Raw genomic sequence first — 14,194 nt, 5'->3', positions numbered from 1 at the left:
TTAAGAAAGCGCTTTATTTTAGGTGAACAATCCAATCATTAGGGGGTTTTAGCTTGAAAATCCAGCCAAAGAAATGGGGCACACTGCTGCTAGCGATGACGTTGCTTGCCGCCCTGCTTATTTCCGGCTGTTCTTCCCAGGGCAAGGGCAGCGGAGAAGTGGAATTGAAGCTTGGATTCTATTCTTCTGCGCAATCCGATGAGAAAATGCAGGAGCTTATTACTAAATTCCAAGAGAAGCATCCGAATATCAAAATAAAAACGGAATCATCCCCGTATAATCAATTTTTTCAAAAGTTAGATACCCAAATCGCAGCCGAAAGCGCGCCGGACATATGGCTCTCGGATGGCGTGCTGGTTCCAAAATATGCGGAGCGTGGAGTTCTCAAGGATCTGACGGAGTGGATTCAGCGCGATCTTAAATCAGAGGAGTATTATGGGTTGGATTTCAATAAGGATGCTAGCGGGAAATACTGGGGTGTACCGCAAGGGATCCAAATCGCTGTACTCTATTATAACAAGGACATGTTCGACGAAGCGCAGGTCGATTATCCCATTGAAGATTGGACTTGGGATGATTTAAAAGCAGCTGCTGAGAAATTGACGAAGGATTCAAACGGTAAATATGCAGTGGATTCATCGTTCGATAAAAATAAAATCAGTCAATACGGCCTCACGTTCTTCAGTATTACGGAAGGTTGGATGACCGTACTGAAATCATACGGCGGCGGAGTATTAAATGACACTCTGGATCAATCCATTATTCATTCGCCTGAGAATAAAGCGGCTTTAGATTGGATTGTAGACGGCATGCAGCGAGAGCTGTTTCCGACTCCCTCCGATTTGAAAAGCTTCCAGAGCAATATGGCACTATTCCCGAGTAAAGCAGCCGCCATGAGAATCGGGATTTATGCACGGACGATTGATGCGAACAACGCTGGTCTGAATTATGATGTAAGCTTGCTTCCGATGGGGCCGGACGGTATACGCTTCTCTCCCGTCATCGCCAATTCGTGGGTGATTAATAAGAAGGCTGACGGGGCCGTTGCGGACGCTGCATGGGAATGGGTGAAGTTCTGGGCGACCGAGGATGAGGTTCAGAAGGAGTGGGCTTCGCTTGGGGAAGCAGTTCCTGTCAAGAAGTCGGTGGCCAATTCTGAGCAGTTTCTGAACGGATCTCCAGCGAATAAGCAAGCTTTCCTCGACAGCTTTGAGTTTGCAGGAACATTGGATGTTAATGCGGTTTGGAGTGAATGGGTAGGTAAATTCAACGATAACATCAACCGGGCATTCGAGGGAGAAATTCCGGTAGACCAGGCGATGATTCAGGCTGATCAGGAGGTACAGAAGGTGCTGGATGAGTTTTACAAGAAATAACAGTAGCCAAGGCGGGTGGAATAGCTTTAAGGATGACGGGCTGGCACAGAAGTGTCAGCCCTCCGAAAATAGCTACAGAAAGTGTGATGATCATGATGGAAAAAACGGAAACTGTAAGGATGGGAGATCAACCTTTAACCCCGCGAAGTCGAAGGAGACGTCTTGATAGCGATAGCAAGTGGGGACTATTGATGGTCACTCCCTATATCGTTCATTTTATTGTGTTTGTACTTGGTTCACTGCTCGCCTCCTTGTATTTCAGTTTTTCTCATTATGATATTTTGAATGCACCGCAGTGGGCGGGCCTAGCAAATTATAAGAAGCTGTTTCATGAGCCTGTTTTTTGGAAAGCCATGTGGAACACCATTTACTTTACGATTCTGTTTGTGCCGCTGCAAACGATATTGGCGTTAATTTTGGCAACGGCATTGAATCAAAAGCTGCGGGGATTGAAATTTTTTCGTTTAGCGCATTTTGTGCCTGTAATCTCTTCTTGGACCGTGATTCTGTATGTGTCGGATGCAATCTTCAATCCTCGTTTCGGCTTAGCGAACTCTTTCCTCATAAAGATTGGTCTTGACCCGCAAAAATGGCTTCAAGATGAACGTCTCGTCATCCCATTACTGGTTATGATCGCGGTTTGGAAAGGAATCGGCTACATTATGGTCATTTTTCTTGCCGGGCTTCAGAACGTGCCTTCGGATGTGTATGAGGCGGCCGAGATCGACGGGGCAGGCGTATTCCGCAAGTTCATGCATATTACGGTACCGTTAATATCGGGAACGACGTTTCTCGTTCTCATCCTGAGCACGATATCCACCTTCCAGGCTTTCGAGCAAATTTATGTGATGACGGGGGGAGCGCTGGATGCATCGTCGGCGGGCGGGCCGAACAAATCAAGCTTGGTATTGATGATTTATTTGTATCAGGAAGGCTTTACTTTCCTGCGCATGGGGTATGCTTCCGCGATTGCCTGGGTACTGTTCGTCATTCTGTTCATTCTGACCGCCCTTCAGGTTACTTTCCAGAAAAAGTGGGTGCATTATGAATGAATAACAGCACAGCATGTCGAAAGGAGGCTCCGCTATGAAGCTGAATCGAGTTCGAAAAAGTGCAGGCTATGCAGTCATAATTGTAAGCTCGCTTGTTATGATCCTGCCATTTCTGACTACGTTGTTTAACTCTCTTAAAACATACGCCCAATATACAGCCGTTCCGCCTAAATGGTTTCCGAGTCCCATTCAATGGAGCAACTATTCGGAGGTATGGAAGCTGGGCCCATTCGGTCAGTATACGTTGAATAGTGTCATCGTTACAGTGCTGTCCGTGGGCGGAGCGCTAATCTCCTGCTCAATGGTGGCTTATGCGTTCGCTAGACTTCGTTTTCCCTTTAAAAATACGCTGTTCATGATCGTGCTCGGTACAATGATGATCCCTCCTGTCGTTTTGATTATTCCGCAATTCGTCATCTTTAAATCGCTGCATATGCTCGATACGTTGACGCCGCTATGGATTATCGAGTGGTTGGCCCAGCCGTTCGGCATATTCCTGATGCGTCAAGCGTTCCTTATGATTCCGAAGGATTATGAGGAGTCTGCCAAGCTGGATGGGTGCAATCCATTTCAGATTTATTGGAAAATTTTCCTGCCCATGTGCAAGCCGACTTTTGCTACCTTGGCCGTCTTTACATTTATGACCAAATGGAATGAAATATTGTCGCCAGCGATCTTCTTGACCTCCAAAGAGAATTTTACGCTGCCGATCGGCATTCTCTCGATGGCAGGACAGTGGTCGGGTAATGAGCAGTATATGGTTGCCGCGGCACTTATGAGTTTGATCCCGATATTGCTTGTGTTTTTGTTTGCGGAGAAATATTTTGTGCAAGGCACAAATTCGTCCGGCATAAAATGACCGGATGAGTCGCCAGAAGTAGCCGAAGTACAGGTGCCGGCCTAAATGAAGCTTTAGCTCAATTAATGAAAGGAGAGGACGGCATGTCTTATCGTGTGGCCCTTATAGGAGCGGGGATCATTTCAAGAAACCATCTCAATGCCATGAAGCAAATGACAGCGCTGCAAGCTGTAGCGGTTGCTGACATAGACGAGATAAGAGGCAGAAAGGTTGGTAAAGAATATGGCATTGCTTACTATGATAACTACCGAGAAATGATTCTGAAGGAACGTCCGGACATTGCGATACTTGCACTACCGCATTTTTTGCATGAAGAATGTGCGGTATGGTGTGCGAACCAAGGCTGCCATTTGCTTCTGGAGAAGCCGATGGCGCTCAATATTCAGCAGTGCGATGCCATCCTGGAGGCAGTGAAAGCAGCGGGTGTCAAGCTGATGGTCGGGCATACCCAGCATTACTGGCCGGCCAATATACAAGCCAAGGCTCTCATTGAGAGTGGGGAGCTTGGCAGGCTGATCGCGATCCATGATACGCGCCACGTGTACTACTTCAGTGATCACCGTCCAGATTGGTTCCTGGATCGGGAGAAGGCTGGCGGCGGCATAATGATGAATTTGGGCGCTCATTCTATTGATAAAATACAATGGCTCACCGGAAGCCGTATCACGAAAGTAAAGGCAGCTCTGTCATATGAAGGAACGAGGGGTAACGTGGAGGGAAGCGGCTGCCTTTTTCTGGAAACAACCACTGGGGTTACGGGCATCGTCGTACAGTCGGGTTACAAAGGCGTACCTAAGGACGAGACTGAACTGATTTTTGATAGGGCGATGGTAAAGCTTATTTCCGCAAAAGGAGTTTGGATTAACCGGGAAGGTCAATACGTTATGCTTGAATCACAAGATAACATCGATCCATTTGAGCTGCAATTTAGGGATCTATTACAGGCCATCGAGCAGAACACCGAGACAGACAGCTCGGGAGAATACGCAAGATCGGTCATCGCCGCCCTGGAAGCGGTGTACCGCTCGAATGAGACAGGAGTGGAGCAACGTGTTGGCACAGAATAAATCGGAGCAATTATCCATACCGTTCAGTATTTGTACGACCGGGCTTAAATCGGCAAAAATCGAAGATATCGCGGCCGAAGCCAAGCGTTTAGGACTGCAGGGCGTGGAAATATGGGGTGGACATATCGAGGAGTATTTAAATCGAGGCGGTGAGTTAAATGAACTTCGGGCGATACTGAATTACAACGAGCTGCACGTACCTGCCCTGAGCGAATACAGTTATTTTACGAAAAGCAAGGAAGCTTACCAAGCTGATCTTGCCTCCCTGCGGAGAGCAGCAGAATGGGCTAATGTGCTTGGATGTCCGCGGATTCGCACTTTTGCAGGCCATGTATCGTCTCGGGAGGCTAATAATGAACATTGGAAAATGGCGGCCGCCGGATTAAGGGAGGCGCTTGAGGACTGTAGAAGCCAGGGGGTTGCCCTTGCGGTCGAGATTCATAACAATACATTGGCCGATCGGGCGGATAGCCTAAACAAGTTGCTGCTGGATTGCCACGATACTAGCCTGCTTGAGTTCATTTATGACGGTTTTAACTTATTCGTAGATCATATCGATCCTATTCCGATTCTGGAACAATTTTATCCCTACATTAACCACGTTCATTTTAAAGACTATCACTGGAATCATGAAAATTGGGGGAAGAGCAAGCCTGTTCCCATATTGCAGGGAGATGCGGGGCACACGGCTATTCTAGATGCATTGCTTGCTTTCGAATATAAAGGTTATATTTCATTTGAATATTTTGGCGACGAGGTCATATGTTTGACCGAAAAATCGTTGGAAGAGCTGACAGAATATATGGAAAAGCGATAATTTGTCCGGATTAAGGCGTTCGATCCTGTCATGGAGGTGACGTACATGTCGATGAACATGAAGGTTGCAGTCATCGGGCCGCATGACCTAGTCGATGCGGTGCTCCACATTGGATCCTTGTTCTCGGAGCTGTCTATGCTTCCCGCACCATACCGTCATGAACGGGAAACGCTTGAGGTGATTGGCAGAGTTAGAGATGAGGCGGATATTTTGCTTTTTACAGGTCCGATTCCTTATCAGATTGCTTTAGCAGCATCACCTGATATTCCGATGGTTCACGTATATTATTCGGGCACAGCTTTGTATAAAGTATTGTTTGATTTTTATCGGAAGCAAATTTTATCCTTTGGCGATGGATTGCCGATTAGCGTGGATGTATTGCAGCGAAATGAAATTGAAGAACCGCTTAGTGAAATTGGATTGCCAACCGAGGATCTTTTCATCAAGTCCTATGAGTCAGGCATGAGCCATGAAGAGTTTGTTGCTTTCCATTATGATTTATGGCGAGTAGGAAAAGTGGTTGTTACGGTTACCTGTGTGACCTCGGTATATCATCGTTTAATTGCGCTCGGAGTACCGGTATTTCGGGTTGTGCCTACGCAATCGGCGATCAGGGATTGCTTGAATTGCGCCCTACTCGAAGGGAAGAGCCTTCGATACAGCAGCACTCAAATTGCAGTTGGCATTATGAATATCGATAATTTTCAAGAGGTTGCCAAAGAAGCATCATCGGAGTACGATATTCAGCGCAAAAAAATCATTCTGCAGCAAATCTTGATCGACTTTGGGGAGGAAACCCAATCCCTGATCAAATGGAGCGATTCGGATGAAGTTTCGTTCATTACGACTCGCGGTATTATTGAGCAGGTTACGCGAAAATTTCAGGATGCGCCGCTACTGCTAGAGGTGATGGAACGTCTGCAATGGAACGCCAGCATCGGCATCGGCATGGGCCGTACGGCCAATGAAGCGGAAGGTAAGGCAAGAGAAGCCTTGCATAAAGCCAAGGCTGGCGGCGGGGGGAAATGTTTTTTGATTATGCAGGATGGCATGGTTTACGGGCCGATGGGCTCGGAGCTGACACTGGAGTATTCGGCACGCAGCGAAAATCCCGAGTTGATTGCCTTGGCGAAGAAAGTAGGCCTAAGTGTTGGTACGATTAATAAGCTCATTTCTTTGTGCCGCAGGTTGGGTACTTCGACGATTACCGCCTCTCAGCTGGCCGATGGGTTTGGCATAACGCTGCGCAGCGCCAGGCGAATCATGGCTGCCCTGGAGAGATACGAGATTGCCAGCATCGTAGGTGAGGAGCAGCCGGCTGGACGGGGCAGGCCGAGGCAAATTTATTCTTTGAATCTAGAAGGAGTCCACTATGAATAAAATGAGTTTGCTGCAAATTGCCGTATCTCTGGAACAAGAAATTATCGCCCACCGCCGACATTTGCATCAATATCCCGAATTGGGGTTCCAGGAGTTCATCACTTCGGAATATATCGCGGAATATCTTGAGCAGCTTGGGCTTCAGGTGCAGCGTGGCATCGCGGGCACAGGAGTTGTCGCTCTGCTCAAGACGGAGAGGCCAGGACCATGCATTGCTGTCCGGGCTGACATGGATGCCCTGCCGCTGCAAGAGCAGACGGGGCTCCCATATGCATCGCGGCACGAGGGCACGATGCATGCCTGCGGCCATGATGGGCACATGGCCATGGCGCTTGGCGCCGCGCGGATGCTGGTCGGACTTAAGCACGAGTTAGTCGGGACGGTTAAGTTTATTTTTCAGCCAGCGGAGGAGATGCTGGGCGGAGCCCAACGTATGATTGACGCTGGAGTGTTGGAGGGGCCGCGCGTCGATGGTATGATTGCCCTTCATATGTGGCCGGATTTACCTACAGGGTGTTTCGGAGTAAAAGCGGGTACGATTATGGCGAGCATGGATCATGTTGATATTACAATACATGGGCAGGCTGGGCACGGAGCTGCTCCTCATCAGGGCGTAGACGCGATCATTGCTGCCGCTCAGGTTCTATCCGCGCTGCAAGTATTGATCAGTCGCGAGAGTGATCCAGCGGATGCCGTCGTGCTGAGCATGGGCTCTATCCACGGGGGCAGTCTCCCCAATATCATCGCGGATCAAGTCGAGATCCGAGGCACAGTACGGGCGGTGAATGCAGCGACTCGCCAGAGAATGCGAACAAGGGTGACGGAGCTCGCTCAAGCGGTCGCGACCGGCATAAATGCCCAGGCTGTGGTACGTTACGAGTTCGGCTATCCTCCGACCGTAAATGATGCGAAATGGGTTCATTATGCTGAGGTGGCTATTCGCGAGTTGTATGGGGAACAAGCCATTCATACGCTGACCCATTCGCAAATGACGAGTGAGGACATGGCGTATTATTTGGAACATGTCCCTGGCGTTTTTTTGCTGATCGGCGCAGGAGGAACGGATAAAGGCAAGTTTCCCTTGCATCACCCCGAGCTTGCTGTAGATGAGAAGGCGCTCCATTATGGGGTAGCTTACCTTGCTCAATTCGTCCGTAATTACTTAAGCAATACACAAGATTTATCTAGCGAAGAACGGTGATCGGATATTGTGGAATGGACTATTCAATCCGTTTACGAATAGAGAAATAAGGAGAGAGATCAGATCAAGAAGGGGGAGGACAAGGATGTGGAGCCAAGCGGAGCGGGTCAAATTTAGGATGCAGGGAGGACTAATCCCTGCCGTTCCTGTTCCGCGTTATGCAAACGGAAAACTTCATAAAGAAGCTCAAACCGCCTACGCCGCATATTTAACAGCACAGCGTATCGCGGGCGTGGCGGTCTGGGTGCATACAGGGCGAGGTCTTCAATTACAGCGGGAGCAGCGTCGGCTCATATTGCAGTCATGGAAAGCGGCTCTCCAGCCTGAGCAAATTATTGTAGCCGGAGTTGGTGCAGTGCCTGAGGTTTCATTGCCCGTTAGGGAGCGGATCGGGCGTTGGAGGAAGGATAGCATAGGGATGGCCGAGGAGGCGATCGGTGGGGGGGCAGATGCTTTGCTCGTATTTCCGCCATTAATCCTTCGAGAGCTGCCAGTGCCTGAACAAGGGAAGGCAATCGTCCGGTATCATACCGATCTGGCTGAACTTGGTGTGCCGATTGTGATTTTTTACTTGTACGAAGAAGCGGGCGGCTGGTCGTACGATTTAGATTTGCTGCGTGAGTTGTTGTTGCTTCCGCATGTCATCGGCGTCAAAATAGCGACCTTGGATAGCGTCATGACGATGCAGGCTATCGCGCGGCTGCTCACCGAGGAATTTCCCAATCATTTGCACATTACGGGGGAGGATCGGATGTTCGGGTATGCTCTGATGCGTGGGGCACATAGTGCACTAGTTGGACTCGGAGCAGCGTTTCCGAATATTCAGGCTGATCTGATCACGGCCTACCAAAATAAGAATTACGCCCGATTCATGGATTTGTCGGAACGTATTGATGGTTTTGCCGAAGCGACCTTCACCTTACCGATGGATAAGTACATTTTAAGAATGCTTCATTGTCTTGCCGCAGCGAACGTCATTCCTGGGGAAGCGGCTAATGATATTGCCGAATATGAAATGACGGAACAAGAAATTGCAGCGATTCGCAGGGCAATCATGGAGCATCGATTATATTAGACGTACTATGAATGCAAAAAACTCTCCCTTGCCATGTATTATGGCTGGAGAGTTTTTTAGTTTAGGGAAGGCTGCCTTTTATCCGAACATAACCTCGATTTCATGTTCCTTCAACATGTCCATCCATGAGGCTTCCGGCTCCTGATCGGTAATCAGCACATCCACTTCGTCAAATTCCATCAATTTAACAAACGCGGTTTTGTCAAATTTAGAATGATCTGCAAGTAGCATTACTTTCTCGGCCTGCTGAAGCATTGCCTTCTTCAGTTCGCATTCCGGTTCATTGGAATCCATGATGCCTTTGTCTAGGGACAGCGCTTTGCAGCTAAGGATGACTTTATCCACATTGTATTTTTTGACGATTTCCTCGGCGTTGGTTCCGACAAGGGACATGGATCGTGAACGCAGGGTTCCGCCGGTCGAGATGATATTGATCCCTGTACTTAATAATTCGTGCAAAATATGAATCGAGCTTGTAATGACGGTCAAGTTTTTGCGTTGGTGCAGCAATTTCATGAGCTCTACCGAGGTGGAGCTAGGGTCGATCATTAAGGTATCGCCATCTTTGATCAGTTGCAGTGCTCGGGCTGCGATTTGTTGTTTTATTTCCGAATTTGTGGCATTTCGGGTTGCAAAGGGCAAATCTTCATTAGTGTGACTATTAATAATCGCGCCGCCGTAGGTTCGGGTGACAATGTTGTCCTTCTCTAGCTTTTCAAGATCACGGCGAATCGTTTCTTCCGTGACATTGAATTTTTCGCTGAGCTCTGAGACCAGGACGCGTTTATCCTTTTGCACCATATTAATAATGATTTGGCGTCGTTCAGCTGCAAGCATAGGTACTCCTTTCTCCGTGCCTCATTATGTTACTCATTATATGTTTAAAATACAGAAAAGTATAGTTTTGTTACAGTAGCGTCAGAAAAAGTGGATAAAAACAGATAAAACAACATTTATTTATGCTTGTTTGTGTTGACTTTAAGTTAAAACACAGGTACAGTGAGGATAGTAATACGATGAGGATAGTGAAAGGAAGGTTAACTCCTGTATGTTTGAGCGAATTTAAGTATGGGGGTATTCTGATGAAAAATTATATTGCGATTGATATCGGGGCCTCCAGCGGCCGTTTGTTACATGCTCAGTTGTATGGTGAGCAGCTGGCGTTAAAAGAAATCCATCGTTTCGCTAACTCTTTCCATCATAGGCATGGACATGATTATTGGGATGTTGATCACATTTTTGCGGAGATCGTCAAAGGATTGCAAAAAGCGAAGAGACTAGGGATTGAATCATGTTATCTGGGGCTGGATACCTGGGCTGTGGATTATGTCCTGCTTGATCAGAAGGGAGACAGGCTGGAGGAGGTATATGCTTACCGTGATAAGCGAACCGAAGGGGCGCCTGAAAAATTTCATGCGAAGATAAGCCGGGAGGAGGTATATGCAAGAACAGGTATCCAAGAACTCCCCTTCAATACGCTGTACCAGTTATATGTGCATGACCGTAACCAATTATGCGAAGCGGATAAGATAATGCTGGTTCCGGATTATTTATATTATCGGCTTAGCGGCCGGAAAGTGAATGAAGTGACCAATGCCTCGACGATGCAAATGTTGAATTTGAGGACGCGTGAGTTTGATGAAGAGCTGCTGAAGCTGCTGAGTTTGCGAAGAGATCAATTCTCCGAGCTGATTGAGCCAGGCCAGAGCTTAGGCATGATCCGGCCTGAACTAGCCCGGCAGTATGATTTGCCTCTATGCGAGCTGGTTGTCGTGCCAACGCATGATACGGCATCAGCTGTTGTCAGTATTCCGGTGCAGGAAGGGCAGTCATGGGCCTATATCAGCAGCGGAACTTGGTCACTGCTAGGAGCAGAGGTTGCAGAGCCAATAAATCATAGAGCGGCTATGGAAGCGAATTATACAAATGAATGGGGCGCATTTGGCACTTATCGGTTTCTGAAAAATATTATGGGCCTTTGGATGATTCAGGAGGTAAGGCGAGAAAGTGACAACGCCTACAGTTTCTCTGAATTGGCAGAGCTTGCCGCAGCGGAAATTCCATTTCTCAGCTTGATCCCATGCAACGATAGCCGGTTTTTGAATCCAAAAAGCATGATTGCAGAAATCCAGTCCTTTTGTAAGGAGACGCGCCAACCGGTTCCGCTACAAATGGGGGAAATCACCCGCTGTGTTTTTGACAGCCTGGCTTTAACCTATTTCGATGCCTTGCGGGAGCTTGAAGGGCTGCTCGGAAGAGCGGTCGAAGTTCTTCATATCGTGGGCGGCGGTTCTAACAATGAGTTGTTATGTCAGCTAACGGCGAACGTAATCGGCAAGACCGTTCAGGCTGGGCCGTCGGAGGCGACGGCGCTTGGTAATATCGCTGTTCAAATGATCAGTTCTCAAGAAGTAGAGAGCATTAGGGCAGCCAGAGAACTGATCACCCGTTCTTTTTCACTTAAAGTATTTGAACCTGAACCCATTTGCAATCTAGACCAGGTGCTTGAGCGATGGGAGAAGCTGGTTAGTCATTCGTAAACTATTATGATTCCATCAGTAAAGGAGTATAGGACATGGATCAAACGATTCTAAGCAGTTATGCTGAAGCAAAAAAGCTGTATGCCAAGCATGGGATCCAGACGGATAAAGTTTTGGAGAAGCTGAGCAGGATCAAGGTTTCGCTACATTGCTGGCAGGGTGACGATGTACAAGGGTTTCTGAGGAAGGACAAAGCGCTTAGTGGAGGCATTGCGGTTACCGGCAATTACCCTGGACGTGCTGAAACTCCGGAGCAATTGCGGCAGGACATGGAGAAGGCACTATCGTTAATTCCCGGCAGTCATAAAGTAAACTTGCACGCGATTTATGCGGATACCGAGGAAGATGTTGATTTGGATCGGCTTGAACCTCGCCATTTTAGCAATTGGGTGGATTGGGCGAAAGAGCAGGGGATTGGCCTTGATTTTAATCCGACATTGTTTTCACATCCCAAGGCAGAGGATGGGTTTACACTTAGCCATCCCGACGAGGATATTCGACAATTTTGGATTCGACATTGTCGTTCTTCACGCCGAATCGCTGAATATTTCGGCAAGGAGCTAGGACAGCCATGCGTAACCAACCACTGGATTCCGGATGGTTATAAGGATACACCGGTGGATCGATTGTCCCCGCGAATCCGCCTCAAGGAATCATTGGATGAAATCTTCAAGGATGAAATTAGTGAAGCCTATAACATTGATGCTGTGGAAAGCAAGTTGTTCGGGATCGGCTCCGAGAGCTATGTGGTCGGATCACATGAATTTTATTTAGGCTACACGGTGAGTCGGGGAAAAGCGGTCTGTCTGGATGCTGGGCATTTTCATCCCACAGAAGTGATATCCAGCAAGATTTCATCGGTGCTGATGTTTACGAATCGTTTGCTGCTTCATGTCAGCCGTCCGGTTCGCTGGGATAGCGATCATGTGGTCACGATGGATGATGAATTAATGGAAATCGCTCGTGAGCTGGTACGCGGGAATTTGCTTGATCGCACGCATATCGGGCTTGACTTTTTCGATGGAAGCATCAATCATGTGGCCGCTTGGGTGATCGGCACCCGAAATACGATTAAGGCGCTACTGCGTGCGATGCTGGAGCCTGTGGATTCACTCCGTAAATTGGAGGAGAAGCGTGATTTCACCTCTCGTCTTGCACTTGTTGAGGAGTTTAAATCTTATCCATTCGGAGCAGTCTGGGATTACTATTGCCAGATACAGGGTGTCCCCGTTCGCGAACAGTGGCTTGACGAAGTTAAGAAGTATGAACAAGACATTTTATTGAAGCGGTAAACGAGCATCTTAAAGCTGAGGAGAAGGAGAGAAGACGTGATGACTACATTTAAACGACCACATCAGTTATCCTGTACACGAAAGCTTGATATTCCTTTTGTGAAGGAAATGGCGCAAATAACGCAGCATATGTGGAGATTTGGCTGGGATGAACGTAATGGTGGGAATGTCAGTTATATTCTCGACGAAGCTGAAGTGGCGCAGTATCTCGATATTCATACTGTGATCCGGACAATTAAACCTGCTTTTCCCGTACATGAATTGGCTGGCCGCTATTTTATCGTGACCGGTTCAGGCAAGTATTTCAAAAATGTCGTGGCCGATCCGGAAGCGAATCTTGGGGTGCTTCGTGTTTCGAAGGATGGAGAGCAATTGGAGCTGTTGTGGGGACTGAAGGATGGTGCGGTGCCGACAAGCGAGCTGCCTTCCCACTTTATGAGCCATATTGAACGTTTGAAGGTCGATCCGAGCCATCGAGTAGTCATTCACAATCATGCGACGAATGTCATTGCAATGACCTTTATTCATGATTTGGATGAGAATCAGTTTACGAAGACGTTATGGGAAATGTGTACGGAATGTATCGTCGTTTTTCCAGATGGCATTGCCGTCATCCCTTGGATGGTTCCAGGCTCCAGTGAGATCGGAAGAGCAACAGCTGATAAGATGAAGGAGCACCGCGCTGTCGTGTGGCCGCATCATGGTATCTTCGGTACGGGCAGCTCTATCGACGAAGCTTTTGGGCTCATTGAAACGATTGAGAAAGCCGCCCAAATTTATATGCTCATTGTTAATCAACCGATCAAGCAGCGAATTACGGATCGGGAGCTGGCGGATTTGGCCAAAGCGTTCGGCGTAACGCCTCGGGAAGGAATTTTAAATATTAAACAATAAATAAGAACGCGGCTTATCTATCTTGAATATACATCGATGAATGCTGTTCTTATGTTCGGTGCTATCATCGATTATTTCTATATTCATTGGGGGTTACACCGGTAAATTTTTTTATATATTTAAAGAAGTAGCTTTGATCGTGATAGTTCAGTAGAGTAGAGATCTCTGATATTGAGTTGTCGGTGAGCAGCAGTAAAGAACGTGCCTCGTCTATTTTAGCTTGCTGGATATAGATCCTGAGGGAGCAGCCAACTTTTTTTTTGAACTTTCCAGGAGACGGAGACAAGGTGGAATATAATTGTGCTGTGGGACACGCTATATGTCCGTTCGGGTGTAGCCCTGAAAATGAAGGTGAACCGTAATACGTTAGTTGGAGATTTGTTTGCTGATCCGCACTTGGCATCCATTGCGAAGCGGCTTCTGGACGAGCTAAACAAGACACATCCATTGGCGCAGATTGGCGATGACGGGAACATGGCGGAAATGTTGGTTGCGATGATGAAGTACATGCCGCTGCGTGCGTTAGTTAACTTTGGCGGTGGTACGTTCACAGAAGAAATGATGGAGGAAATAATCGACAAGCTGAATGCAGTATAGGATGTTAAATACAATACCCGCAGCAGCGTTAAACGCTAGCTGCG

Annotated in this window: 14 protein-coding genes; 12 read left to right on the top strand and 2 right to left on the bottom strand. The window is 47.7% G+C overall.

Features of this window, described 5'->3' with window-relative positions; all coding sequences use genetic code 11:
* Positions 1-95 precede the first annotated feature (95 nt).
* The 8 genes from EIM92_RS17185 to EIM92_RS17150 all read left to right on the top strand — a co-directional run bounded on the left by EIM92_RS17185 (position 96) and on the right by EIM92_RS17150 (position 8,827).
* Positions 96-1,376 (top strand): ABC transporter substrate-binding protein, encoded by a 1,281-nt coding sequence (locus tag EIM92_RS17185; protein ID WP_125085255.1) that lies wholly within the window; start codon positions 96-98, stop codon positions 1,374-1,376.
* Positions 1,377-1,495: 119 nt separating this feature from the next.
* On the top strand, positions 1,496-2,428 hold the full coding sequence (locus tag EIM92_RS17180) for a carbohydrate ABC transporter permease (protein WP_425464210.1): 933 nt from the start codon (positions 1,496-1,498) through the stop codon (positions 2,426-2,428).
* 34 nt (positions 2,429-2,462) lie between these two features.
* Entirely contained in the window at positions 2,463-3,287 is an 825-nt protein-coding gene (locus EIM92_RS17175; protein ID WP_125083722.1) for a carbohydrate ABC transporter permease, read from the top strand.
* Between the two features lie 83 nt (positions 3,288-3,370).
* On the top strand, positions 3,371-4,354 hold the full coding sequence (locus tag EIM92_RS17170) for a Gfo/Idh/MocA family protein (RefSeq protein WP_125083720.1): 984 nt from the start codon (positions 3,371-3,373) through the stop codon (positions 4,352-4,354).
* Positions 4,338-5,171, top strand: a complete 834-nt coding sequence (locus EIM92_RS17165) for a sugar phosphate isomerase/epimerase family protein (protein ID WP_164515140.1) — start codon at positions 4,338-4,340, stop codon at positions 5,169-5,171. Before EIM92_RS17170 ends, EIM92_RS17165 begins: the two co-directional genes overlap by 17 nt.
* Positions 5,172-5,216: 45 nt before the next feature.
* The gene (locus EIM92_RS17160; protein WP_125083716.1) at positions 5,217-6,551 is read left to right on the top strand and encodes a helix-turn-helix domain-containing protein; all 1,335 of its coding nucleotides are present in this window, start codon (positions 5,217-5,219) and stop codon (positions 6,549-6,551) included.
* The gene (locus EIM92_RS17155; RefSeq protein WP_125083714.1) at positions 6,544-7,752 is read left to right on the top strand and encodes a M20 metallopeptidase family protein; all 1,209 of its coding nucleotides are present in this window, start codon (positions 6,544-6,546) and stop codon (positions 7,750-7,752) included. The genes EIM92_RS17160 and EIM92_RS17155 overlap by 8 nt, the downstream gene beginning before the upstream one ends.
* 85 nt (positions 7,753-7,837) lie before the next feature.
* Complete coding sequence (locus EIM92_RS17150) at positions 7,838-8,827, top strand: dihydrodipicolinate synthase family protein (protein ID WP_125083712.1); 990 nt, start codon at positions 7,838-7,840, stop codon at positions 8,825-8,827.
* Positions 8,828-8,905: 78 nt separating this feature from the next.
* Here EIM92_RS17150 and EIM92_RS17145 read toward each other — a convergent pair whose 3' ends face one another.
* Positions 8,906-9,664: a DeoR/GlpR family DNA-binding transcription regulator gene (locus EIM92_RS17145; protein WP_125083710.1), complete on the bottom strand. Its 759-nt coding sequence runs from the start codon at positions 9,662-9,664 to the stop codon at positions 8,906-8,908.
* A gap of 245 nt (positions 9,665-9,909) precedes the next feature.
* On the opposite strand from EIM92_RS17145, the gene rhaB reads away from it, so the two are divergent.
* Genes rhaB through rhaD form a run of 3 tightly spaced genes read left to right on the top strand, consistent with a single transcriptional unit; the run spans position 9,910 to position 13,553 of the window.
* Entirely contained in the window at positions 9,910-11,367 is a 1,458-nt protein-coding gene (rhaB, locus tag EIM92_RS17140) for a rhamnulokinase (RefSeq protein ID WP_125083708.1), read from the top strand.
* Between the two features lie 35 nt (positions 11,368-11,402).
* Entirely contained in the window at positions 11,403-12,659 is a 1,257-nt protein-coding gene (gene rhaA, locus EIM92_RS17135) for an L-rhamnose isomerase (RefSeq protein ID WP_125083706.1), read from the top strand.
* Positions 12,660-12,698: 39 nt separating this feature from the next.
* The gene (gene rhaD / locus EIM92_RS17130) at positions 12,699-13,553 is read left to right on the top strand and encodes a rhamnulose-1-phosphate aldolase (protein ID WP_125083704.1); all 855 of its coding nucleotides are present in this window, start codon (positions 12,699-12,701) and stop codon (positions 13,551-13,553) included.
* A gap of 64 nt (positions 13,554-13,617) precedes the next feature.
* Here rhaD and EIM92_RS17125 read toward each other — a convergent pair whose 3' ends face one another.
* Entirely contained in the window at positions 13,618-13,956 is a 339-nt protein-coding gene (locus EIM92_RS17125; RefSeq protein WP_125083702.1) for a helix-turn-helix domain-containing protein, read from the bottom strand.
* Here EIM92_RS17125 and EIM92_RS17120 point away from each other — a divergent pair.
* Positions 13,854-14,150 (top strand): hypothetical protein, encoded by a 297-nt coding sequence (locus tag EIM92_RS17120; RefSeq protein ID WP_164514982.1) that lies wholly within the window; start codon positions 13,854-13,856, stop codon positions 14,148-14,150. The two genes, EIM92_RS17125 and EIM92_RS17120, sit on opposite strands and share 103 nt — an antisense overlap.
* Positions 14,151-14,194 lie beyond the last annotated feature (44 nt).

Source organism: Paenibacillus lentus (genome assembly GCF_003931855.1).
Taxonomy (GTDB): domain Bacteria; phylum Bacillota; class Bacilli; order Paenibacillales; family Paenibacillaceae; genus Fontibacillus; species Fontibacillus lentus.
The sequence above is the reverse complement of the archived record's forward strand: the minus strand, read 5'-3'. Positions and strand labels throughout refer to the sequence as shown.